18 protein-coding genes are annotated in these 21,485 nt (G+C 73.7%); 9 read left to right on the top strand and 9 right to left on the bottom strand.

The window, feature by feature from the left end; translation table 11 throughout:
* The 3 genes from AB4K12_RS11130 to AB4K12_RS11120 are packed head-to-tail and all read left to right on the top strand — an operon-like array spanning position 1 to position 2,483.
* A complete protein-coding gene (locus tag AB4K12_RS11130; protein WP_368434047.1) occupies positions 1-834 on the top strand; it encodes an ABC transporter ATP-binding protein in 834 nt (277 codons plus the stop codon).
* Positions 821-1,717: an ABC transporter permease gene (locus AB4K12_RS11125; RefSeq protein WP_368434046.1), complete on the top strand. Its 897-nt coding sequence runs from the start codon at positions 821-823 to the stop codon at positions 1,715-1,717. The genes AB4K12_RS11130 and AB4K12_RS11125 overlap by 14 nt, the downstream gene beginning before the upstream one ends.
* Positions 1,718-1,730: 13 nt before the next feature.
* Complete coding sequence (locus tag AB4K12_RS11120) at positions 1,731-2,483, top strand: sirohydrochlorin chelatase (RefSeq protein WP_368434045.1); 753 nt, start codon at positions 1,731-1,733, stop codon at positions 2,481-2,483.
* Here the strand turns inward: AB4K12_RS11120 and AB4K12_RS11115 are convergent.
* Entirely contained in the window at positions 2,473-2,625 is a 153-nt protein-coding gene (locus AB4K12_RS11115) for a hypothetical protein (protein WP_368434044.1), read from the bottom strand. The two genes, AB4K12_RS11120 and AB4K12_RS11115, sit on opposite strands and share 11 nt — an antisense overlap.
* Positions 2,626-2,682: 57 nt before the next feature.
* Here AB4K12_RS11115 and AB4K12_RS11110 point away from each other — a divergent pair, with 57 nt between their 5' ends.
* Positions 2,683-5,538 (top strand): NACHT domain-containing NTPase, encoded by a 2,856-nt coding sequence (locus tag AB4K12_RS11110; protein ID WP_368434043.1) that lies wholly within the window; start codon positions 2,683-2,685, stop codon positions 5,536-5,538.
* Positions 5,539-5,622: 84 nt separating this feature from the next.
* On the opposite strand, the gene AB4K12_RS11105 is transcribed toward AB4K12_RS11110, so the two are convergent.
* Positions 5,623-6,834 (bottom strand): macrolide family glycosyltransferase, encoded by a 1,212-nt coding sequence (locus AB4K12_RS11105; RefSeq protein WP_368434042.1) that lies wholly within the window; start codon positions 6,832-6,834, stop codon positions 5,623-5,625.
* A gap of 143 nt (positions 6,835-6,977) precedes the next feature.
* Between AB4K12_RS11105 and AB4K12_RS11100 the strand changes: the two genes are divergently transcribed.
* A complete protein-coding gene (locus AB4K12_RS11100) occupies positions 6,978-7,850 on the top strand; it encodes a phosphotransferase enzyme family protein (protein ID WP_368434041.1) in 873 nt (290 codons plus the stop codon).
* Between the two features lie 40 nt (positions 7,851-7,890).
* On the opposite strand, the gene AB4K12_RS11095 is transcribed toward AB4K12_RS11100, so the two are convergent.
* From AB4K12_RS11095 to AB4K12_RS11085, 3 genes are all read right to left on the bottom strand, one after another.
* Positions 7,891-8,829 (bottom strand): zinc metalloprotease, encoded by a 939-nt coding sequence (locus tag AB4K12_RS11095; protein ID WP_368434040.1) that lies wholly within the window; start codon positions 8,827-8,829, stop codon positions 7,891-7,893.
* A 213-nt stretch (positions 8,830-9,042) separates the two neighbouring features.
* A complete protein-coding gene (locus tag AB4K12_RS11090) occupies positions 9,043-9,747 on the bottom strand; it encodes a 3'-5' exonuclease (protein WP_368434039.1) in 705 nt (234 codons plus the stop codon).
* Positions 9,748-9,849: 102 nt separating this feature from the next.
* Positions 9,850-11,100, bottom strand: coding sequence for an SAV2148 family HEPN domain-containing protein (locus AB4K12_RS11085; RefSeq protein ID WP_368434038.1), 1,251 nt, complete (start codon positions 11,098-11,100; stop codon positions 9,850-9,852).
* 281 nt (positions 11,101-11,381) lie between these two features.
* Between AB4K12_RS11085 and glgX the strand changes: the two genes are divergently transcribed.
* Together glgX and treY are read left to right on the top strand one after the other, a co-directional pair.
* On the top strand, positions 11,382-13,514 hold the full coding sequence (glgX, locus tag AB4K12_RS11080; protein ID WP_368434037.1) for a glycogen debranching protein GlgX: 2,133 nt from the start codon (positions 11,382-11,384) through the stop codon (positions 13,512-13,514).
* Between the two features lie 46 nt (positions 13,515-13,560).
* Positions 13,561-15,939, top strand: a complete 2,379-nt coding sequence (treY, locus tag AB4K12_RS11075) for a malto-oligosyltrehalose synthase (RefSeq protein ID WP_368434036.1) — start codon at positions 13,561-13,563, stop codon at positions 15,937-15,939.
* 67 nt (positions 15,940-16,006) lie between these two features.
* On the opposite strand, the gene AB4K12_RS11070 is transcribed toward treY, so the two are convergent.
* Both AB4K12_RS11070 and zapE read right to left on the bottom strand, forming a co-directional pair.
* Positions 16,007-16,870, bottom strand: a complete 864-nt coding sequence (locus tag AB4K12_RS11070) for a polysaccharide deacetylase family protein (protein ID WP_368434035.1) — start codon at positions 16,868-16,870, stop codon at positions 16,007-16,009.
* Between the two features lie 124 nt (positions 16,871-16,994).
* A complete protein-coding gene (gene zapE / locus AB4K12_RS11065; RefSeq protein ID WP_368434034.1) occupies positions 16,995-18,128 on the bottom strand; it encodes a cell division protein ZapE in 1,134 nt (377 codons plus the stop codon).
* A gap of 66 nt (positions 18,129-18,194) precedes the next feature.
* Between zapE and AB4K12_RS11060 the strand changes: the two genes are divergently transcribed.
* Both AB4K12_RS11060 and AB4K12_RS11055 read left to right on the top strand, forming a co-directional pair.
* Positions 18,195-18,968 carry a pyrimidine reductase family protein gene (locus AB4K12_RS11060; protein ID WP_368434033.1) on the top strand — a complete coding sequence of 258 codons (774 nt, stop codon included), beginning with the start codon at positions 18,195-18,197 and terminating at the stop codon, positions 18,966-18,968.
* 172 nt (positions 18,969-19,140) lie between these two features.
* Positions 19,141-19,638, top strand: coding sequence for an indole-3-glycerol phosphate synthase (locus AB4K12_RS11055; protein WP_368434032.1), 498 nt, complete (start codon positions 19,141-19,143; stop codon positions 19,636-19,638).
* Here the strand turns inward: AB4K12_RS11055 and AB4K12_RS11050 are convergent.
* Entirely contained in the window at positions 19,587-20,360 is a 774-nt protein-coding gene (locus AB4K12_RS11050) for an ABC transporter ATP-binding protein (protein WP_368434031.1), read from the bottom strand. The genes AB4K12_RS11055 and AB4K12_RS11050 overlap by 52 nt on opposite strands.
* Positions 20,357-21,421 carry an ABC transporter permease gene (locus AB4K12_RS11045; RefSeq protein ID WP_368434030.1) on the bottom strand — a complete coding sequence of 355 codons (1,065 nt, stop codon included), beginning with the start codon at positions 21,419-21,421 and terminating at the stop codon, positions 20,357-20,359. The genes AB4K12_RS11050 and AB4K12_RS11045 overlap by 4 nt, the downstream gene beginning before the upstream one ends.
* Between the last annotated feature and the right edge of the window lie 64 nt (positions 21,422-21,485).

The raw sequence follows: 21,485 nt of genomic DNA, 5'->3' as shown, positions 1-21,485 counted from the left end.
ATGGCACCGGCACTGAGCACTGACACCCCCGGACCCTTCCACCCGGCCGGCGGCACATCCGCCACGGCCGTCCTCGACGAGGGGATACCGGCCGCGGTCCGCATCGACCACGTCCACAAGAGCTACGGCCGTCCCGGCGCCGAACGGCCCGTGCTCGACGACATCACGCTCGACGTGCGCCCCGGCGAGTTCGTGTGCCTGCTGGGCGCCTCGGGCTGCGGGAAGTCCACGCTGCTGAACCTGGTGGCCGGCCTGGACCGGCCGTCCGCCGGCACGATCGAGGTGCCCGGCGGGCGCCCGGCGCTGATGTTCCAGGAGCACGCGCTGTTCCCGTGGCTGACCGCGGGCCGCAACATCGAGCTGGCGCTGCGGCTGCGCGGGGTGCCGCGGGCCGCCCGGCGGGAGGAGGCCGAGCGGCTGCTGGAGCTGGTGCGGCTGGGCGGCTCGTACGGCAAGCGGGTGCACGAGCTGTCGGGCGGCATGCGGCAGCGGGTCGCGCTGGCCCGGGCGCTGGCCCAGGACAGCCGGGTGCTGCTGATGGACGAGCCGTTCGCGGCGCTGGACGCCATCACCCGCGACGTGCTGCACCACGAACTGACCCGCATCTGGGAGCGGACACGGCTGTCCGTCGTCTTCGTCACGCACAACGTCCGCGAGGCGGTGCGGCTCGGCGAGCGCGTGGTGCTGCTGTCGTCCCGCCCGGGCCGGGTCGTACGCGAGTGGAAGGTCGACATTCCGCAGCCGCGCCGCATCGAGGACGCGGCGGTGGCCGACCTCTCGGTGGAGATCACCGAGGAACTGCGGGGGGAGATCCGCCGACATGGCCGGAACTGAGACCGCCCCGGCCGGGGGCCGGCGCACCGAGGGCGACCTCGCGGGACTGGAGGCCGGCCTCGACGCCCTGGACTCCGTCCAGGTCAAGCGGACGCCCCTGCGGCAGGTGCTGCTGCACAAGGTGCTGCCGCCCGTCACGGCGGCGCTGCTCGTGCTGGTCGTCTGGAAACTCCTGGTGCTGGCCCATGTCACCGACGACTACAAGCTGCCGGATCCCTCGGCGGTCTGGGGCGGCCTGCGCGAGCTGTGGCTGAACGGCACGCTGCTCGACATCGTCTGGACCAGCGTCTCGCGCGGCCTGCTGGGCTTCCTGGCCGCGCTGGCCATCGGCACGCCGCTGGGACTGCTGGTGGCGCGGGTGCCCCTGGTCCGGGCGGCGCTGGGGCCGATCCTGTCGGGGCTGCAGTCGCTGCCGTCGGTGGCCTGGGTGCCGGCCGCCGTGATCTGGCTGGGCATCACGGACGCCGCCATGTACGCCGTGATCCTGCTGGGCGCGGTGCCGTCCATCGCCAACGGCCTGGTGTCGGGCATCGACCAGGTGCCGCCGCTGTACCTGCGGGCCGGGCGCACGATGGGCGCGACCGGGGCGCGCGGCGCCCGGCACGTGCTGCTGCCGGCCGCGCTGCCGGGCTACATCGCCGGCCTGAAGCAGGGCTGGGCGTTCTCCTGGCGATCGCTGATGGCGGCGGAGCTCATCGCCTCCTCGCCCGATCTGGGCCTGGGGCTGGGCCAGTACCTGGAGAACGCCCGTACCGACTCGGACATGCCGGGGGTGCTGCTCGGCATCCTCCTCATCCTGTTCGTGGGCATCGCCATCGACCTGATCGTCTTCAGCCCGCTCGAGCGCCGGGTGCTGCGCACGCGCGGGCTGGCGGTGCGTTGAGCCGGGACGCGTCGTGACGGTTCTGCTCCTCGTGGCCCACGGCAGCCGCGACCCGCGGCACGCGGCGACGGTCGCCGCGCTGCGCGAGCGGGTCGCGGCCCGCCGGCCGGGCCTGCGCGTGGAGACCGGCTTCCTGGACTTCTGCGCGCCGAGCGTGCCCCGGGTGCTGGAGCGACTGGCGGCACAGGGCGCGCGGGATGTGGTCGCGCTCCCCCTGCTGCTGACACGCGCCTTCCACGCCAAGGCGGACCTCCCCGCCGCCCTCGCCCGGGCCACGGCCACGCTGCCCGGCCTGACCGTGCGCCGCGCGGACGTCCTCGGCCCTTCCCCGCTGCTGACGGCCGCGCTGGAACGACGGCTGCGCCAGGCCGGGGTGCGCCCCGGCGACCGTGGCTCGACCGGGGTCGTCCTGGCCTCGGCGGGCTCTTCCGACCCGGAGGCGATCGCGGTGATCGCAGAAATCGCGCGGGAGTGGCGGCACACCGGCTGGTGCGCCGTGCGGCCCGCGTTCGCCTCCGCCTCCTCCCCCCGCACGGAGGACGCCGTACGCGCCCTGCGCGCCGAGGGCGTACGCCGCGTGGCCGTCGCTCCGTACGTCCTCGCCCCCGGCCGCCTCCCCGACCGCATCGCCGCCGGCGCCCGCGCGGCGGGGGCCGACGTCCTCGCGGACGTCCTGGGCCCGGCACCGGAGGTGGTCTCCCTGCTCCTGCGCCGGTACGACGAGGCGCGGGCGGCCGCACCGGCACTCCTGACGGCTACCGGCTGAGCAGGGTGTGGGTCAGGGTGAGAACGTTCGTGAGGGCGATCAGGACGGCTGCTTTGTCGGCGGTGGTGGTCCTGTCCGACCGGGACAGGACCACATGGACGCCGGCGCACAGCAGCATGAGGACGATCAAGTCGAGGTTCATGCGCCGAACTTCCCCGATTCCGCATTCGCCGCCGTTCACGCGCACCAAGATGAACGGATGGGTGATGCACCACGGACTCCTTCCGACGCGCTGACCGAACTGGCGGCCTCCCTCCGCCTGTTGCGGTCGGAGCGAAGGCTGACGTACGCGGCGCTGGAGCGGCGGGCGGGGTTAGGGCACACCACGGTGAGCCTGACCCTCAACGGGCGAAAGGTGCCGACGGAGGACACGGTGGTGGCCCTCGCCAAGGCCCTGGGCGTCGACCCGTCCCGGCTACTGGCACTGCGCGACATCGCGGCCGGGGAGACGGCACCAACCGCCCCGCGCGTCAGCCCGGAGGACGCGGCGTTCGAGGAGCGCTATCGCGCGTACGTCGTCGAGCGGCACGGACGGCTCACCGTCGTCGGCCTGGACCTGCGGGGCGCGGGGGCCGCGTGCTGGCCCCTGGACACGGCCTACCTCAGCCTGGAGTTGGCGAGTGATCGCTACGACTTCTTCAGGGGGCATGACGCCTCCACCGTCGTGGAGCGAGCCGAGAAGGCCCTCGAGGAGAAGCGACGGGCCCTGATCCGCGGGCTCGCGGGCAGCGGCAAGACCACGCTGCTGCAGTGGCTCGCCGTCACCTCCGCCCGGCAGGTCCCGTCCGACGCCCTCCCCCATCTGCGCGGGGCCGTCCCCTTCCTTCTCCCCTTGCGCAGGCTCGACCGCGGCGGCTCCCTGCCCGACCCGGCCCGCTTCCTGGAGGACGCCGGGTGCCCACTCGCCCCGCGGCAGCCCCCGGGCTGGGCGGACCGCGTACTCCACGACGGACGGGGGCTCCTGCTCATCGACGGCATCGACGAGGTGCCCGCCCGGCGGCGCGAGCAGACCGAGGAGTGGCTCCGCGACCTGATCGCCGCCTACCCCCACGCGAGCTTCTTCGTCACCACGCGGCCCACGGCCGTGCCCGAGGGGTGGCTACGGGGCGCGGGCTTCGCGGAGCTGACCGTACGACCCATGAACCGCAAGGACGTCCATGTCTTCGCCAAGCGCTGGCACAGGGCGGCGGGCGCCGGCCCCGAACTGGAAGAGCGCTTCAAGGACGCGGTACGGGCCCAGCGGCCGCTGGCCCAGCTGGCCACCAGCCCCCTCATGTGCGCGCTGATGTGCGCGCTGCACCGCGACCGCCGGGGACATCTCCCGCGCAGCAGGATGGAGTTGTACGAGGCGGCGCTGTCCATGCTGCTGTTCCGCAGGGACGACGAGCGGGGCATCGAGGCGCCGGAAGGCGTCAGGCTCAACCAGCACGAGGCGGTACAACTGCTCCAGCGGCTGGCCTACTGGCTCATCCGCAACGGCCAGGCGGAGATGGCCGAGAAGACCGCCCTGGCCGTCGTCGAGGAAGCCCTCCCGGCCATGCCGGCCGTCGCCGAGCAGGGCGACGCGGCGCGCGTCCTCGCGCATCTGGTCTCCCGCAGCGGGCTGCTGCGCAGACCGACGGCGGACACCGTCGACTTCGTCCACCGCACCTTCCAGGACTTCCTCGGCGCGAAGGCAGCCGTGGAGGGGCACGATCTCGGCCTGCTGGTGAGGAACGCGCACGACGACCAGTGGGAGGACGTCGTACGGATGGCCGTGGCCCATGCCCGGCCAGGGGAGCGGGCGGGCCTGCTGGGCCAGCTCGTGGCGCGGGGCGACCGCGCGGCCGGCCACGCCAAGATATTGCTGCACCTGCTCGCCGTGGCCTGCCTGGAGCAGGCCACCGAGCTGGACCCGGCGGTCCGTGCGGCCGTGGAGAAGCGGGGGGCGGCGCTGCTGCCGCCACGCACCAACGCGGAGGCATGGGAGCTTGCCAAGGTGGGACCGGTGATCCTCGACCTGCTGCCGGGCCCGGAAGGTCTGCCGGAGTACGAAGCGGTGGCTGTCGTCACGACCGCGACGTCCGTGGGCGGGGACGCGGCGCTGGCCCTGCTCAAACGGTACTGTGCGAGCTCCAGCCGACGCGTCCGCCGGGCGCTGGCCCGGAGCTGGGGCTCGTTCGACACAGAGGAGTTCGCGGAAGAGGTCCTTCACCACCTGCCCGCCGACTGCGGCGTCCATGTCCGGAGCCGCGCCGACCTGGAGATCCTGCCGAGCCTGCCGCAGAAGTCGGACATCACCTTCGTCGGGGACCACTCCCCCGCCGACATCATGTCGGCGGTCGACCCCGGTCGGCTGACAACTATCGAGCTGGCCAGCAACCATCAGATCACCGACGTGGGATTCCTCCGGCACCTGCCGAGGCTGCGCAAGCTCAAGCTGTTCAAGTGCTCCGAGATCACCGACTTGTCGCCGCTCGACGGGCTGCCCCTCACCGAACTTCTGGTGCGGGACACCCGGCCTCACGATCTGCGCCGCATCTCCGTACTCCCCCGGCTCGAGGTCCTGGACCTCGACCTTCCCGTGCATCGGTCGCATACGTCGTCGCTGCCCGCGCTGCCCGGCCTGCGCAAGCTGCACGTATGGCAACGGAACGCGTCGCGGTCGCTGACGGGGCTGGACGCCTTCGACGGACTGGAATTCCTCACCCTCCATGCTCCTGCCTTCCCTGAGCAGGAGCGCGAGGAACTCGCGAACCTGCCCAGGCTGACACGGCTGCAGCTCGTCGGACAGGACACCTCCCGGCTTGCCGGGAGCCCCCGGCTCCCGCAGGTGACAACCCTCTCGCTCACTCGCCCTTCGCAGCCGGTCGACCTGACCCCCGTGGGTGAGGTGTTCCCGAATCTGCGGTCCCTGGCGATCCGCCCCGATGCGTCCTCGCCCGCCGTCGTCGACCTCACCCCGATCGCCGGCCTCGGGCTCCACAAGGTCGGGGTCTTCGAGGCCGAAAAAGTCCTTGGCGTGGATCTCTTCCCGCCCGGCACCGTCACCGTCGTCCCCGAGCCCCGCACCTAACCCGCCCGGCGCCCAGCCGCGAACGACTGTCGCGCCCCGTGGGGGTTGGGCGCGACAGCCGATGGGACGGGACCGTACCAGGGGTTACCGGGTGGACCTAAGTTCCGCCTCGATCAGGTCGGCCGCGTACGGAGTGCCGCCCTCCGCGGCGAGCTCGGCCTTCAGGGCCGCCGAGCGTGCGGCCACGGCGGGGTCGGCGACGAGGGAGAGGACGGCTTCGCGCAGGGCCTCGGCGGTGGCCTCCTCGGCCGGCAGGTGGCGGGCCACGCCCAGGCCCTGGAGGACGTCGGCGTTGACGAACTGGTCGGCGGCCTGGGGCACGGCGACCATCGGCACCCCGGCGGCGAGCCCTTCCTTGGAGCCGCCCATTCCGGCGTGGGTGACGAAGGCGTCGGCCTGACGGAGGATGGCCACCTGCGGCACCCAGGAGCTCACCTCGACGTTGGCGGGAATCGGTCCCAGCTCGGCGACGTCGACGTGCTTGCCGATCTGCAGGACGACGTGCCAGCCCGGCAGGTCGCCGAAGGCGGCGAGGCACGCGCGGTAGAAGTCGGGGCGCTTGGTGAAGACGGAGCCGAGGGAGACCAGCAGGACCTTCTCCGCGTCCTTGGGGCGCTCCCAGTCCCCCTGGTCGGCGCGATCCCCTTGGCAGGAGCCGGTGAAGGTGTTGAGCGTCATGTCGACCCGGTCGGCGTTCGGCTGCATGGCCCGGGGGATGAGGGCGATGCGGCGGCCGGGGTGGGTGATGAAGCGGACGGGGTTCTCGGTCATGCCGTTCTCCCGCAGCCAGCCCGTGAAGCGCTCGGCGTAGGCGCGGCCCCGCTGGGTCTCCATCAGCGGGCCCACGACCGGGGCCAGCATCTCCTCCTCGTAGCCCTCCCAGGGCACCATGTGCGAGCACATCTGCACGGTGGGTACGTTCAAGCGGTGGCCCAGCACGCGGCCGGCGTAGGTGAGGCTGTCGAAGAGGACCAGGTCCGGCACGTCGTCCTCGTACTGGGCGGCGATCGAGGGCAGCGAGTGGACGGCGTTGTCGAGGAACAGTTCCATATGGTCGATCGGTTCCGCTCCCCAGTTGTCGGGATCCGCCTCCGTCGGCAGGCTCGAGTCGTAGATCCTCGGCTCGGCGCCGGTGGAGGCGACGAGCTCGGCGAAGGACTCGGGGATGGCGTAGGTGACGCGGTGGCCGCGGTCCACGAGCTCCCGGATGACGTCCAGGCTGGGATGGATGTGCCCGGAGGCCGGGATGTTGAACATCGCGATGTGGGCGGGGTGTTGACCGGTGGGTATCGTCATGTCGCGACACTACGCAAGACGATACGTCTCGCTGAATGATGTTTCGCGCCATTCCCGGGCACCCTTCCATCCCCTGCGTCGGCCATCCCCCGCGCCGGCCATCCCGTGCGCCGTCCGCTCCCGCCCCGGGAGACACTTGCGCGGTGGACACTGCATTTACGGAACACCGGGCGCGCGAGCTCCTCGCGGCGGCCGGCGCCCCCCTGCCGGCGGCGGACGCGACCCTGATCTCGCTCGGCGAGAACGCCGTCTTCGCGGCCGGCGACCTCGTCGCCAAGGTCGGCCGCGACGCCTCCCTCCTCGACCGGGCCCACCGGGAACTGCGGGTCGCCGCCTGGCTCGCCGAGGCCGGGGTGCCCGCCGTGCGCGCGGCCGCCCCCGAGCCGCTGGCGGCCGACGGCCACCCGGTCACCGTCTGGCACCGGCTCCCCGACGCGACCCGCCCCGCGACCCCCGCCGACCTCGCGGAGCTGCTGCGGGTGATCCACACGCTGCCCGCACCGGACTTCGCCCTGCCGCACCGTGACCTGCTCGGCGGCGTCGAGCGCTGGCTGCGGCTGGCCGGGGACGCGATCGACCCGGCCGACGCCGACTACCTGCGCCAGCGCCGGGACGGCTTCGCCGCCGCGGCCGCCGCGCTGACGCCCCGCCTGACGCCGGGCCCCATCCACGGCGACGCCCTCCCCCGCAACGTGCACATCGGGCCCGACGGCCCGGTGCTGGTGGACCTGGAGACCTTCGCCCTGGACCTGCGGGAGCACGACCTGGTGGTGATGGCCCTCAGCCGCGACCGGTACGGGCTGGACCCCGACGCCTACCACTCCTTCGTGCACGCCTACGGCTGGGACGTGCGCGAGTGGGACGGCTGCGCCGTGCTGCGCGGCGCCCGGGAGACGGCGAGCTGCGCGTGGGTGGCGCAGCACGCGCCGGGCAACCCGGCGGCGCTGGCGGAGTTCGGGCGCCGGGTCGCCTCCCTGCGGGACGGCGACCCGGCGGTGCGCTGGTACCCCTTCTGAGACGCCCCTCCCCGGCAGCCCTCCCCGCTGGCGTCCCCGCCTAGCAAGGGCCGGTGGGGAAGGTGGAGCGGGGGCCGTCGAGGGTGGCGTTCACGCGGACTGCCTGGCCGGTCGTGAACATGAACATGGCCGCGTCGTCGACGTAGTCCATGTAGTTCATGAACATGTCGCCGTGGGGGCCGTTGCGGCAGGAGACGTGCGGGAAGACCGGGCTGCCGAAGTTGGGGCCGCCCTGGTTGGGGGTGTCGGCGACGAAGTCGCTGCCGCTGCAGCCGGTGCCGTCGTCGCCCCAGATGTGGTGGAGGTTCAGCCAGTGGCCCACCTCGTGGGTGGCGGTGCGCCCCAGGTCGAACGGCGCGGTGGCGGTGCCGTTGGTGCCGAAGGCGGAGTGCCGGATGACCACTCCGTCGGTGTCCGCCGGGCCGCCGGGGAACTGGGCGTACCCCAGCAGGCCGCCCTCGAGCAGGCAGACCCATACGTTCAGGTAGCGGTCGGCGGGCCAGGCGTCCCGGCCGCCCTGGGCGGTGAACTTCACCGCGTCGTCGGTGCCGAAACCGGTGACCTGCGTGCGGGTGCGGGTGATGCCCGTGGTGGGGTGGCCGTCCGGGTCCACGGAGGCGAGGCGGAAGCCGACCCGGCTGTCGGCGGCGAGCTCCCGCCAGACCTCCGGCACCGCGGCGACGTCCGGATTGAGCTTGCGGAAGTCCTTGTTCAGGACGTCGAGCTGGCTGAGGACCTGGGCGTCGTCGACGTTCTCCTCGTCGGTGGCGTGGACGACGTGGACGACGACCGGGACGCACGTCACGCCCGTACGGGCCGTGCGAGCGTCGCCTCGCTCGTAGGCGAACGCGTGGTTCTCGATGGCCGTCCGGGCGGTGGCGTAGGCGGCGTTCTCGGTGAGCAGCCTGCGGTGGACCTCCATGGTCCCGCAGAGCAGCCCCTCCGGCGGCCGGGCCGGGGACTCCTGGTGCTCGGGCACGGTGCGCCTCCTCGGATCGCCGCGTGACGCGGCGGAGATGGGGGGTAGCGCGGGCCCGGTACGGAACACCGTAGACCCGGACAGCCCTGACATCCAGGGACATCACAGATTCCGGAACAAGTGCGAAGGCACCCTCCGCATCCACCCACCACCACTCGCCGGCCCTGCTACTCCCGCCCACCCAGCCCCTCTACTCCCGCCCACCCAGCCCTGCTACCCCCGCAGCGGCCAGGACGCGTCGACCACGGCCTCCGCATCCCCCTGTCGTCGCAGCCACGCCTGATATCCGGCCGCCCACTCGCCGTACCACCGGACCTGGTCGCGGTGCAGCTCCCACAGCCCGGCGCCGGCTATGCCGGGATACCGCAGGGCGGTCGCCCGGGCGACGCGGACCGCCGCCAGGGCGTCCGCCTCCGCCTCGTGGGCGCCGTCCAGCACCACGCCGTACTCCCGGCACACCGCCTCCAGCGTCCGCCGGCCCTTGCGGTAGCGGTCGACGTGCCGGTCGATGGTGTACGGGTCGACGACGGGGCCGATGCCGGCTCCGTCCAGCCGCTCACCGAGCGAGCGCAGGCCGTGACGCCGGAGCTCCGCCTCCAGCAGGCTGAGGTCGAAGGAGGCGTTGTAGGCGACGACGGGCACGCCCAGCGACCAGTGCCCGGCGAGGACGGCGGCTATCTCCTCCACCACCTCGGCCGCGGGCCGCCCCTCGGCGGCCGCCCACTCGCTGGTGATGCCGTGGATGGCGGCCGCCTCGGCCGGGATCGGCACGCCCGGGTCGGCCAGCCACAGCCGGCTCGCGGCCACGTCCCCGCCCTTGGTCTCGACGACCGCCGCGGTCACGATCCGCGCCCGCGCCGGGTCCGTGCCCGTCGTCTCCAGGTCGAAGCCGATCAGCGGCTCCTCGTGCCAGGCCATGGCGGTTTCCCCCTTCGGTGGTGCTTCCCCCGTCTGGTGTCACAGCGTCGCACAGCCCACTGACAACCCACCGGGGGCGAGCACCCCTTCACCGGGACCCGATCAGGAGACCGACCGGGAGTCCGCCCAGACCCCCTCGAACTCCTCGCGGTACGTCTCGAACAGCCCGCCGTCCTCGTCGGCCCCCCGGCCCTGGCGCAGCACGTCGCGGCCGCCGCCGCGGAGCACCAGCACCGGGGACTCCATGCCGCGGGCCTTGCGCAGGTAGGACTGCACCACGGCCAGGCCGTCCGCGCCGTCGCCGTTGACGAGGTAGGCGGTGAAGCGCGGGGTCTCGTCGAAGACCCGGATCTCGAAGGCGGCGGTGTCGCGCAGCCGGTCCCGCACCCGCCGCATGTGCATGATGTTCATCTCCACGGACCGGCTCATCTCGCCCTTCTTTATCCCCAGTTCCCGCTCGCGGCGGCGCACGGCGCTGCTGGCGGGGTTGAGGAAGAGCAGCCGGGCCCGGCAGCCGGACTCGGCCAGCCGCACCAGGCGTCGCCCGGAGTAGTTCTGGACGAGCAGGTTCAGGCCTATGCCGACCGCGTCGAGGCGGCGGGCGCTGCCGAAGAGGTCCTCCACGGGGAGCTGGCGCTGCAGCCGCACCCGGTCCGGGTGGACGCCCACGACGTCGGCGAAGCGGTCGCCCACGAGGTCCTCGACGGCGTCCACGGGCAGCCGGTCGCCGGAGCGGGCGTGGGTGCCGGCGCCGCCGCCGAGGATGTCCAGCAGCCGGGCCGAGGCGCGTTCGGCCTGGGCGAGGACGTTCTCGGAGAGCGCGCGGTTGCGGGAGACGACGTTGCGGGTCACCTCCAGCTCGTCCAGGGCCAGCTCCAGTTCGCGCCGGTCGTCCAGGTAGGGCTCGAAGCACGGCCAGTGCTGGACGAGGAGCTCGCGCAACTGGGGCAGGGTGAGGAAGCTGAGGACGTTGTCGTCCGCCGGGTCGAGCAGGTAGCCCTTGCGGCGGCTCACCTCCCGCACGGCCACGGCCCGCTGGACCCACTCCTGGCCGGCCGGCCCCGCGGCGGCGACGACCCATTCCTCGTCGCCGTGCACCGGCTCGTAGACCGGGCGCAGCACGGCGGCGACGACCGCCCGCAGCCGCTGTTCGACCAGGTTGAGCCAGATGTAGGCGCGCCCGGCCCGGCGGGCGCGGGTGCGCACCTCGTCCCAGGCCTCGGCGCCCCAGTCCAGTTCCGCCCCGATCTCCCGCGGACGGGTCAGGGACATCACGCCCGGTGGCGTGTCGGTCGAGCTGTCTCCCTCGGGACTTCCGTCTCCAGGGGGCAGCTCCAGCCCGCCCGAGCTCACCAGTGCACCGCCTTCCGCCCCCGTCCAACGATCAAGGCAGATTACTGTGCGGGCGGGAGCCGGTGCACCCGCGCCCGCCGGGGCCCCGGAACAACTCGGCCGCCGGACGTGGGGGTTGTCCGACGGCGGGGCGCGGGACGTGATCTGATTCATAGCCAGAAGGGTGGACGGGGCGCTGACCTCACCCGGTCGGCCGAGCCGTGGCGGCCGGCGGCGGCTTCCTTCCGGGGTTTTGGGGAAGATCTGCGGAAAGGGCCGCCGGGAGTGGAACACTTTCGCTCATGCAGGTCTGGCCGGGACAGGCGTACCCACTCGGCGCCACGTACGACGGCGCCGGCACCAATTTCGCGGTCTTCTCCGAGGCCGCCGAGCGGATCGAGTTGTGCCTCCTGCACGAGGACGGCTCGGAGACGGCGGTGGAGCTCCGGGAGAGCGACGCCTTCGTGCGGCACGCGTATCTGCCGGGGGTGATGCCCGGTCAGCGCTACGGCTTCCGGGCGCACGGCCCGTACGACCCGGAGCGGGGGCAGCGCTGCAACTCCGCCAAGCTGCTGCTCGACCCGTACGCGAAGGCGGTCAGCGGGGCGGTCGACTGGGGGGAGGCGGTCTACGGCTATCACTTCGGCCGGCCGGAGAAGCGCAATGACATGGACTCCGCGCCGCACATGATGACTTCGGTGGTGGTCAATCCGTACTTCGACTGGGGCGACGACCGGCCGCCGCGGACGGACTATCACCGTACGGTCATCTATGAGGCCCATGTGAAGGGCCTGACGATGCTGCATCCGGCGCTGCCGGAGGAGGTGCGCGGGACGTACGCGGCGCTCGCGCATCCGGCGGTGATCGAGCACCTGACGGAGCTGGGGGTGACCGCCATCGAGCTGATGCCGGTCCATCAGTTCGTCAACGACCACCGGCTGGTGGACGCCGGGCTGGCCAACTACTGGGGCTACAACACCATCGGCTTCTTCGCCCCGCACAACGCCTATGCGTCGTGGGGCGACAGGGGTCAGCAGGTGCTGGAGTTCAAGTCGGCGGTGCGGGCGCTGCACGCGGCGGGCATCGAGGTGATTCTCGATGTGGTCTACAACCACACGGCCGAGGGCAACCACCTGGGCCCGACCCTGTCCTTCCGGGGCCTGGACAACTGCTCGTACTACCGGCTGACGGACGATCCGCAGTACTACATGGACACCACCGGCACCGGGAACTCCCTGCTGATGCGCTCGCCGCACGTCCTGCAGCTCATCATGGACTCGCTGCGCTACTGGGTGACCGAGATGCGGGTGGATGGCTTCCGCTTCGATCTGGCGGCGACGCTGGCGCGGCAGTTCCACGAGGTGGATCGGCTGTCGTCCTTCTTCGACCTGGTGCAGCAGGACCCGGTGGTCAGCCAGGTGAAGCTGATCGCCGAGCCGTGGGACGTCGGCGAGGGCGGCTACCAGGTCGGCAACTTCCCGCCCCTGTGGACGGAGTGGAACGGTAAATTCCGTGACACCTGCCGGGATCTGTGGCGCGGCGAGCCGGCCACCCTGGCGGAGTTCGCCTCCCGCCTGACCGGCTCCTCCGACCTCTACCAGGGCGACGGCAGGCGACCGCTGGCCTCCATCAACTTCGTCACCTGCCACGACGGCTTCACCCTGCACGACCTGGTCTCGTACAACGGCAAGCACAACGAGGCCAACGGCGAGAACAACCAGGACGGCGAGGGCCACAACCGCTCGTGGAACTGCGGCGCCGAGGGCGAGAGCGACGACCCGGCGGTGCTCGCGCTGCGCGAGCGGCAGATGCGCAACTTCATCGCCACGCTGATGGTCTCCCAGGGCGTGCCGATGCTCAGCCACGGCGACGAGTTCGCCCGCACCCAGTGGGGCAACAACAACGCCTACTGCCAGGACAGCGAGATCTCCTGGGTGCGCTGGCCGCAGCCGGAGGACGGCGACGAGGCCGCCGCGCGGGCCCGCCGGATGCTGCGCTTCACCCGCTCGCTGGTCTGGCTCCGCCGCGACCACCAGGTCTTCCGGCGCCGCCGCTTCTTCCACGGCCGGCCCATGCAGGGCACCCAGGACGATCTGTCCGACATCGCATGGTTCACCCCGGAAGGGGATGGAATGCGGGACGGGGACTGGCAGGCCGCCCACGCCAGGTCGCTGACCGTCTTCCTCAACGGCAGCGCCATCACCGAACCCGGCCCGCGCGGCGAGCCGATCGTCGACGACTCCTTCCTGCTGATGTTCAACGCGCACGACCGGCCGCTGGAGTTCGTCGTCCCCGTCGACCACGGCCGGCAGTGGCGGGTCGTGGTCGACACCGCCCGCCCCGACGGCGCCGCGCCCGGCGGCCCCAAGGTCAAGGCCGGGGAGCGGCTGACACTCGCCGACCGCAGCCTGGCGGTGCTCCAGCGGCCCGCCTGACGGCCGGGATGCGGCATGACGCGCCGGGGCGGGTACGTATGTTCCCGTGAAGCGCGACACTTCCGCACCGCCGACCGCCACCTACCGGCTCCAGCTGCAGCCCGGCCTCCCCTTCCGGGAGGCCGAGCGGGCCGTGCCCCACCTCGCCGACCTCGGCGTGTCGCACCTGCACCTCTCCCCCGTCCTGGAGGCCGTCCCGGGCTCCACCCACGGCTACGACGTCGTCGGCCACGACGCGGTACGGGCCGAGCTGGGCGGCGAGGAGGGGCTGCGGGCGCTCGCCCGCACCGCCCACGCGCACGGGCTGGGGCTGATCCTCGACATCGTGCCGAACCACATGGCCCTGCCCGCGCCCGAGCGCCTCAACGGCCCGCTGTGGCACGTCCTGCGCGACGGCCCCGCCTCCCCCTACGCCCGCTGGTTCGACGTCGACTGGGCCGAGCACGGTGGCCGGCTGCTGCTGCCGGTGCTCGGCGGGCCGCTCGGCGACGAGCTGGAGCGCTTCGCGGTGGACGGCGACGTCCTGCGCTACCACGACCACGCGTTCCCGCTGCGGCCCGGCACCGAGCGACTCCCGCTGCCCGAGCTGCTGGACGCCCAGTGGTACCGCCCCGCCTGGTGGCGGCTGGCCCGCACCGAGGTGAACTACCGCCGCTTCTTCACCATCTCCGACCTGATCGCGGTGCGGGTGGAGGACCCGGAGGTCTTCGCCGCCACCCACGCCACGGTCCTCGCCCTGCTGGACGACGGCGTCGTCGACGGGCTGCGCGTGGACCACCCCGACGGCCTCGCCGACCCGGCCGGCTACCTGCGCCGGCTCACCGCCGCCACGGGCGGCCGGTGGACGGTGGTGGAGAAGATCCTCAGCGGCGACGAACGACTGCCCGCCGACTGGCCCGTCGCCGGCACCACCGGCTACGACTCCCTGCGCCACCTCGACGGCTTGTTCACCGACCCCGACGGGGCCGGTGAACTGGCCGCCGCTTACCGCGCCTTCGCCGGCCCGCCCCCCGACCGGGGCGGCGACTGGCAGGCGACCGTACGCCGCGCCGCCTACCGGGTGATCGGACACGAGCTCGCCGCCGAGGTCGAACGCCTGGTCCGCACCGCCGGGCGACTGTGCGCCTCCTCGCACCGGCTGCGCGACCACGCCCCCTGGGCCCTGCGCACCGCCCTGTGCGAGACGCTCGTCCGGCTGCCCGTCTACCGCCCGTACGCCGTGCCCGGCCTGCCCGTCGCGCCGGTGGACGCGGCACTGCTCGACGAGGCCGCCCAGGGGGCCCGTACGGCGTTCGCGGTGCCGGAGGAGGCGCGGGCCGTCGAGGTCGTCCGGGACGCGGCCCTGGGGCGGCTCGGCGAGGACCCGGACCGGCGGGACTTCTGCGCCCGGTTCGCCCAGACCGCCTCCGCCCTGCGCGCCAAGTCGGTCGAGGACACCGCCTTCTACCGCTACGCGCCCCTGCTGTCCGCCACGGAGGTCGGCGGCGCGCCGGACCGCCCGGCCGTCACGCCGGAGGAGTTCCACGCCCACTGCGCCCGCGTCCAGCGCGACTGGCCCACGACCGGCACCGTGCTCTCCACCCACGACACCAAGCGCAGCGCGGACGCGCGGGCGCGGATCGCCGCGCTGAGCGAGTACCCCGGCCGCTGGGCCGCCCTGATGGACCTGCTGTGGGCCCGCGGAGCGGCCCCCGATCCGCACGTGGCGTGGGTGGCGTGGCAGAACGCCTTCGGGCTCGGGGACGCCCACGCCGGCCGACTGGTGCCGGCGGTGCTCAAGAGCGTGCGGGAGGCGGCGCTGCTGACCACGTGGACCGAGCCGGACGCCGCGTACGAGGCGGCGGTGGAGGCCTTCGTCGCGGCGGGCCCCGGCGGGCCCGGGGCCGCGGCCGCCCTGGCCCCGCTCGAGCGGGAGGCCGCGCCGACCGTGCGGGCCAACACCCTGGGGGCGGCGCTGCTGCACCTGACGATGCCGGGGGTGCCCGATGTCTATATGAGGACGGAAGGGGTGTACCGGGCGCTGGTCGACCCGGACAACCGGCGGGTGCCGCGCTTCCCCCCGGGCCCGGAGGACGGGCTCGGCGGGGAGAAGCGTCGCCTGACGCGTACGGCGCTGCGGCTGCGGCGCGAGCACCCCGAGTGGTTCGGGGCACGTGCCACCTACGAGCCGCTCGGCGCGGCCGGGCCGGCGGCGGAGCACTGCGTGGCCTTCGGGCGCTCGGGGCAGGTGGTCGCCGTGGCGACGCGGCTGCCCCGACGGCTGGCGGCGGCCGGGGGGTGGCGGGGGACGGTGCTGGAGCTGCCGGACGGCGGGGCGTGGCGGGAGTCGCTGACGGGCGGGGTGTGGCAGGGGCGCATGGAGATGGCCGAGCTGCTCGAGGCGATGCCGGTGGCCCTGCTGGTGCGGGTGGCGGACGGGACATGAGCGCGGTGAGGGGCGGGCCGTGCGCCGACGGCGGTCGCGCCGGTCAGTGCCCGGCTCAGTGTCCGGCTCAGTGCCCGGCGACGAGGTCCGAGACCCGGACGAACTCGTAGCCCTTCGCCCGCAGCTCCGGCACGATGCGCCGCACCGCCGCCTCGGTCGTCGGGGCGGCGCTGCGCGTGCAGTGCATCACCACGACCGAGCCGGGCCGGACCTGCGAGATCACCTGCGAGGCCACCGGCCCGGCGTCCTTGGCGAAGGCGTCGCCGCTGACCACGTCCCACTGCACCGCCGTCACCTTCGCCGGCCCGAGCTCCTTGAGCACGCCGTCGTCGTGGCAGCCGCCGGGGAAGCGGAAGTACGGCACGATGTGCTCCACCCCGGCCCGCCGGAAGGCGGTGAAGGCGCGCTCCACGTCGGCGCGGGCCTCGGCCCGCGGCACGGTCGGCAGACCGTAGCAGGGCGTGGTGAAGGCGTGGTGGCTGTAGGAGTGGCTGGCGACCTCGAAGAGGGGGTCGCCGCCGATGGACTTCGCCTGGCCGGGGTACTGCTCCGCCCACCTGCCGGTCATGAAGACCGTGGCGGGCACCTTCAGGCGGCGCAGCGTCTCGATGAGCGCGGGGTTGTCGAAGTGTTCGCCGCGCGCCGCGCGCGGGCCCTGGTCGGAGGTCATGTCGGCGTCGAAGGTCAGGGCGACGCGCTTGCCGCCGTCGCGCCGGCCGTGCGAGAAGACGGGAACGGCGCCGCCGGGGCCCGGGGGCAGGGTGGGCGCGGCGGAGGGGGCCCGAGTCGGGGCCTGAGTCGGGGCCGGGGCGGACGCCTTGGGGGATGCCGTCGCGGCAACGGGCTCGTCGGCCCTGTTGCCGGCACAGGCGGTCACGGCGCAGCAGAGGAGGGCGGTCGCGGCGAGTGCGGCGCGCGAGGGTCGGGGCATGAGCCGATTCTTTCCCCCGCCCCGCCCCTTCCCGAAACCGGGGCGCGGCCCCGGGCCCCGGTCCTCGATCGCCGGACGAGCTGATTCCTCAGCCCGGCCAGCGATGGAGGGGCACGCGTGACAGCTACGCCGCCACGAGCGGCTTCGCGTCGCGCGCGAGCGCGGTCAGCCGGGAGATGGCCCGGAAGTACTTCTTGCGGTAGCCGCCGTTCAGCATCTCCTCGCTGAACAGCTCGTCGAAGGGCCGCCCGGACGCCAGGACCGGCACCTCGCGGTCGTAGAGCCGGTCGGCGAGGACCACCAGGCGCAGGGCCGTCGACTGGTCCGGCACCGGTGCGACACCGGTCAGGCACACCGCGCCGATGCCGTCGCACATGGCGCCGTAGCGGCTCGGGTGGACCTTGGAGAGGTGGTCGAGGAGGTCGGGGAAGGCGTCGTAGGAGGCGCCGTCGGTGGCGTGCGCCACCCGCTTGACGGTGTCGTCGTCGTACGGGGAGGGGGCCTGCGGCAGGCCCCGGTGGCGGTAGTCCTCGCCGTCGATGCGCAGGGGGTGGAAGTGCGCGGAGAGGCCCTGGATCTCGCGCAGGAAGTCGGCGGCGGCGAACCGGCCCTCGCCGAGCTTGCCGGGCAGGGTGTTGGAGGTGGCGGCGACCGTCACGCCGGCGTCGACGAGCTTGCCGAGCAGGGTGGAGACCAGGACGGTGTCGCCGGGGTCGTCGAGCTCGAACTCGTCGATGCACAGGAGCTTGTGGCCGCTGAGGGTCTGCACGGTCTGCTGGAAGCCCAGGGCGCCGACCAGGTTGGTCAGCTCCACGAACGTGCCGAACGCCTTCTGCTCGGGGGCGGCCGCGGTGGCGTGCCAGAGGGAGGCCAGCAGGTGGGTCTTGCCGACGCCGTAGCCGCCGTCGAGGTAGACGCCGCGCGGGCCGGCGGGGGCGGCGGCCTTGGCCTCGCGCCGGAACCAGCGCTTGCGGCCCGTACCGCCCGCGGCCGGGCCGCCGAGCCCGGCGGCGAACGTGCCGAGGGTGGTGACGGCCTGGGCCTGGCTGGGCTGGTTCGGGTCGGGGATGTAGTTGTCGAACCGCACCGAGCCGAAGCGCGGCGGGGGCACCATCTCGGCGACCAGGCGGTCGGCGGGGACGTGCGGGGCGCGCGAGGTGAGCGCGACGGGCCCGTCGGCGGTCCGCCCGGCTATGGGGCCGGGGGTGGCGGGGCCTGTGGCGCTGGAGGGGGCTGCGGTGGAGGATGACACAGCCATCCAGCGTAGCCGCGGAAGCGGGCGGGGACCGTCGCGCGCGGGGCGAGCCATGTCACACTGCCGCCTATGCGACGCCTGTTCCCCTCCCCGCTCAGCCCCGCCGACCTCGAGGACCGCGAATGGGGGCTGGACGAGCTGGCCGGGCTCTACGCCTATCCGGACGACCTCCCCGCCGGGAGCGCGTGGCTGCGGGCCAACATGGTCTCCTCCCTGGACGGCGCGGCCCACCACGAGGGCCGCTCCCAGCCGCTGTCCTCGGCGGCCGACATGCGGATCTTCGGCACGCTGCGCGGACTGGCCGACGCGGTGGTGGTCGGGGCCGAGACCGTACGCCAGGAGGGCTACCGGCCCGCGCGGGCCCGCGAGGCGTTCGCGGCGCGGCGGGCGGCGCTCGGCCAGGGGCCCGCGCCCGTGATAGCCGTGGTGAGCGCCGGGCTCGACCTGGACTTCTCGCTCCCTCTGTTCACCTCGCCGCTCGTGCCGACCGTGGTACTGACGGGCGCGGCCGCCCCGCGGGAGCGGGTCGAGGCGGCGCGCGCGGCGGGCGCCGAGGTGATCGTGGCGGGCGAGGGGCGCGGGGTGGACCCCGCGCGCGTCCCCGGCCTGCTGGCCGAGCGCGGGCTGACGCGGCTGCTCACGGAGGGTGGCCCCCGGCTGCTGGGGCAGTTCGCCGCGGCCCGGGTGCTGGACGAGATGTGTCTGTCGCTGGCTCCCGTGGTCGCCACGGGCACGGCACCGAGGATCATGGCGGGGCCGCCGCTGGCGGTGCCCGAGCGGTTCGCGCTGGGTTCGGTGCTGGAGGAGGGCGGGTTTCTCTTCACCAGCTACCGGAGGATCTGACAATCGATCCGGCAATCAACGGAATTTTCTGTTCCGCTTCTGTTCCCGTGGGCAGAATTGAGTCAGACGCTTTCCCGAGGGCAGTGGACCACAACAGGCGGGCTCACGGGAGCACGCGCAGGATGGTTTCTGTTGGGCCCGGTGGCCCAAGGAGAAGAAGGGCGCGCCCACCGTGTTCACGAGCGTATTGATGATCGAACAACCGCTGTCCGCCGCGGATGTCGACTTCGTGACGACCCTGCACGACGACGCCATGTCCTTCGTCGTCCTCATGCGGCCCAGAGGCAACGAGGACCGGCTGTTGCGGGCCATCGACGACGTGGCCCTCGGCGAGCTGGAACAGGCCGTCCACGAGGCGGACGAACCCGAGGGCGACGAGGCCCTGCGGCCCGCCGCCCTGGCCCTGGAGCACTCCCTGCAGAGACTCCGGGCCGCGGGCTGCGAGGCCGTCGGCCAGATCATCGACAACCACCCACTGGACCTGCTGCGGTCCGTCGTCGAGCAGACCCACGCCGACGAGGTGATCGTGCTGACCGCCCCGCACCTGGTCGAGGAGTTCTTCCACCGCGACTGGGCCTCCCGCGCCCGGCACAAGGTCGGCGTGCCGGTCCTCAAGCTCTACGCGCACAACGACGAGGACGAGGAGGAGGTGACCGGCGTCGACGAGTGAGCCGGACCGCCGTCCAGCCGGCCGTCGCGCATCGTCAGCACCCGGTCCGCCCGGCCGAGCAGCGCCCGGTCGTGCGTGACCAGCACCGTCGCGGTGCGGTGCCGCCGGGTGACGTCGGCCAGCAGCGCCATGACGTGATCCCCGCGCTCGTGGTCGAGCGCGGACGTCGGCTCGTCCACCAGCAGCACCGACGGCTCGCCCCACAGTGCGCGGGCGATGTTCACGCGCTGCCGCTCGCCGCCGGACAGCCGGTGCGGGCGGCGGCGCCGCTTCGCGCCGTCCAGCCCCACCGACTCCAGCAGCTCCGCCGCCCCGGCCCGGGACTCCCGTACCTTCTCGCCCCGCAGGTGCGCCACGGCCAGCAGCTGCTCCTCCGCCGTGAGGGACGGCAGCAGGTTCGACTGCTGGAAGACGATGCCGATCCGCTCGCGCCGCAGCCTCGTGCGCTCCGCTGCGCTCATCCCGGTGGTGTCCCGCCCCGCGACGACCACGCGTCCCGCGTCGGGGCGCAGCAGCGTCGCCGCCACCGCCAGGAGGCTCGACTTCCCGGAGCCGGACGGTCCGGCGACGGCCACGAGCTCGCCCGGCGCGACGGCCAGGGACACCCCGTCCAGGGCGGTGAGCCGGCGGTCGCCGTCGGGGTAGGTGAGGTCGACCGACTCCAGCGACAGTGCGGCCTCGGTCTCGGCGGGGACGGTGGTGGGGGTCGGCACAGTGGTCATCGGTGGGCTCCCAGCGCGGTCAGCGGGTCGACGGAGGTGATGTGGCGTACGGCGAGCGCGGCCCCGGCCAGCCCCAGCAGCACCATGGCCGCCACGGGGACGGCCACGGTGGCCGCGCCCAGCTCGAAGGGCACCGCGGCCGAGGCCAGGGCGCCGCCCCCGGCCCCGGCCGCCGCGCCGAGGGAGGCTCCGGCGAGGAGGACCGCGGCGGCCTGTCCCAGGGCGTCCCGCAGCAGGTGGCCGCCGCTCGCGCCCATCGCCTTGAGCACCGCGACGTCCGGGCGCCGCTGCACCGTCCACACCATGAAGAAGGCGCCCACCACCAGCGCGCTCACCACGAACAGAAAGCCCTGGACGAGCTGAAGGGTGCCGTGCTCGGCCGCGTAGCCGTCGATGCCCTCGAGCGCGTCGTCGAGCCCCACGGCCACGGTGGTGCGTGCCGCCTCACCGGAGGGGGCGCCGCCGCCGGTCACCGCCAGCGCGGACGGCCCGGTCTGGTGGCCGAACCGCCGCCAGTCGGCGAGCGTCGTCCAGACGGCCGGCGCGTGTCCGTGGCTCCGGTCGGGGGTGACGCCCGAGACGGTCAGCTCCCGGGCACCGAGCGTGATCCGGTCGCCCGGGCGCAGTCCGTGCTCGCGTGCGACGCGCTCGCTCACGGCCGCCTGCCCCTCCCCCGGTGCCGTGCCGCGCAGCGGCTCCGGGCGCAGCCGCCCGGACGTGCCGAAGACGCTCACCGAGGACGCCGAGCCGTTCGCCGTCAGCCGCGTCATCGCCACGCCCAGCGGTTCGGCGGACCGCACGCCCGGCGCCGATCGCCAGGCGGCCAGCTGCCGCTCGTCCAGGGTGCTGTTGGAGAAGGACACCTCGGGCTCGGCGCCGGCCGGGGCGCCGAAGACGATCCTGTCCGCCGGCAGGGAGGCCACGGCCGACGTCGCCTCGCGGGCGAGACCGTCGGTCAGGCCGTAGAGGAAGACCACCAGCGTGGTGATCAGCGCGACGACGGTGCCCATCAGGGCGAACCGTCCTCGGGCGAAACGGATGTCACGGAGCGCGACGAACAAGGAGGGCCTCCCGGGGCCTGGTGCGGGACGCCCCAAGCCTTCCGGGCCGGGCGCCCGCCGGCAT

The organism is Streptomyces sp. C36, from assembly GCF_040932295.1.
Taxonomy (GTDB): domain Bacteria; phylum Actinomycetota; class Actinomycetes; order Streptomycetales; family Streptomycetaceae; genus Streptomyces; species Streptomyces triculaminicus.
This window is presented reverse-complemented; position numbering and strand designations above follow the sequence as displayed.

Bases quoted from the DNA above. Each gene is read 5' to 3' on its own strand.
- zapE (WP_368434034.1), bottom strand. From the start codon at position 18,128: ATGGCTGTGTCATCCTCCACCGCAGCCCCCTCCAGCGCCACAGGCCCC.
- AB4K12_RS11050 (WP_368434031.1), bottom strand. From the start codon at position 20,360: ATGACCACTGTGCCGACCCCCACCACCGTCCCCGCCGAGACCGAGGCC.
- AB4K12_RS11070 (WP_368434035.1), bottom strand. From the start codon at position 16,870: ATGCCCCGACCCTCGCGCGCCGCACTCGCCGCGACCGCCCTCCTCTGC.
- AB4K12_RS11115 (WP_368434044.1), bottom strand. From the start codon at position 2,625: ATGAACCTCGACTTGATCGTCCTCATGCTGCTGTGCGCCGGCGTCCAT.
- AB4K12_RS11125 (WP_368434046.1), top strand. From the start codon at position 821: ATGGCCGGAACTGAGACCGCCCCGGCCGGGGGCCGGCGCACCGAGGGC.
- AB4K12_RS11130 (WP_368434047.1), top strand. From the start codon at position 1: ATGGCACCGGCACTGAGCACTGACACCCCCGGACCCTTCCACCCGGCC.
- glgX (WP_368434037.1), top strand. From the start codon at position 11,382: ATGCAGGTCTGGCCGGGACAGGCGTACCCACTCGGCGCCACGTACGAC.
- AB4K12_RS11090 (WP_368434039.1), bottom strand. From the start codon at position 9,747: ATGGCCTGGCACGAGGAGCCGCTGATCGGCTTCGACCTGGAGACGACG.
- AB4K12_RS11110 (WP_368434043.1), top strand. From the start codon at position 2,683: ATGGGTGATGCACCACGGACTCCTTCCGACGCGCTGACCGAACTGGCG.
- AB4K12_RS11060 (WP_368434033.1), top strand. From the start codon at position 18,195: ATGCGACGCCTGTTCCCCTCCCCGCTCAGCCCCGCCGACCTCGAGGAC.
- AB4K12_RS11105 (WP_368434042.1), bottom strand. From the start codon at position 6,834: ATGACGATACCCACCGGTCAACACCCCGCCCACATCGCGATGTTCAAC.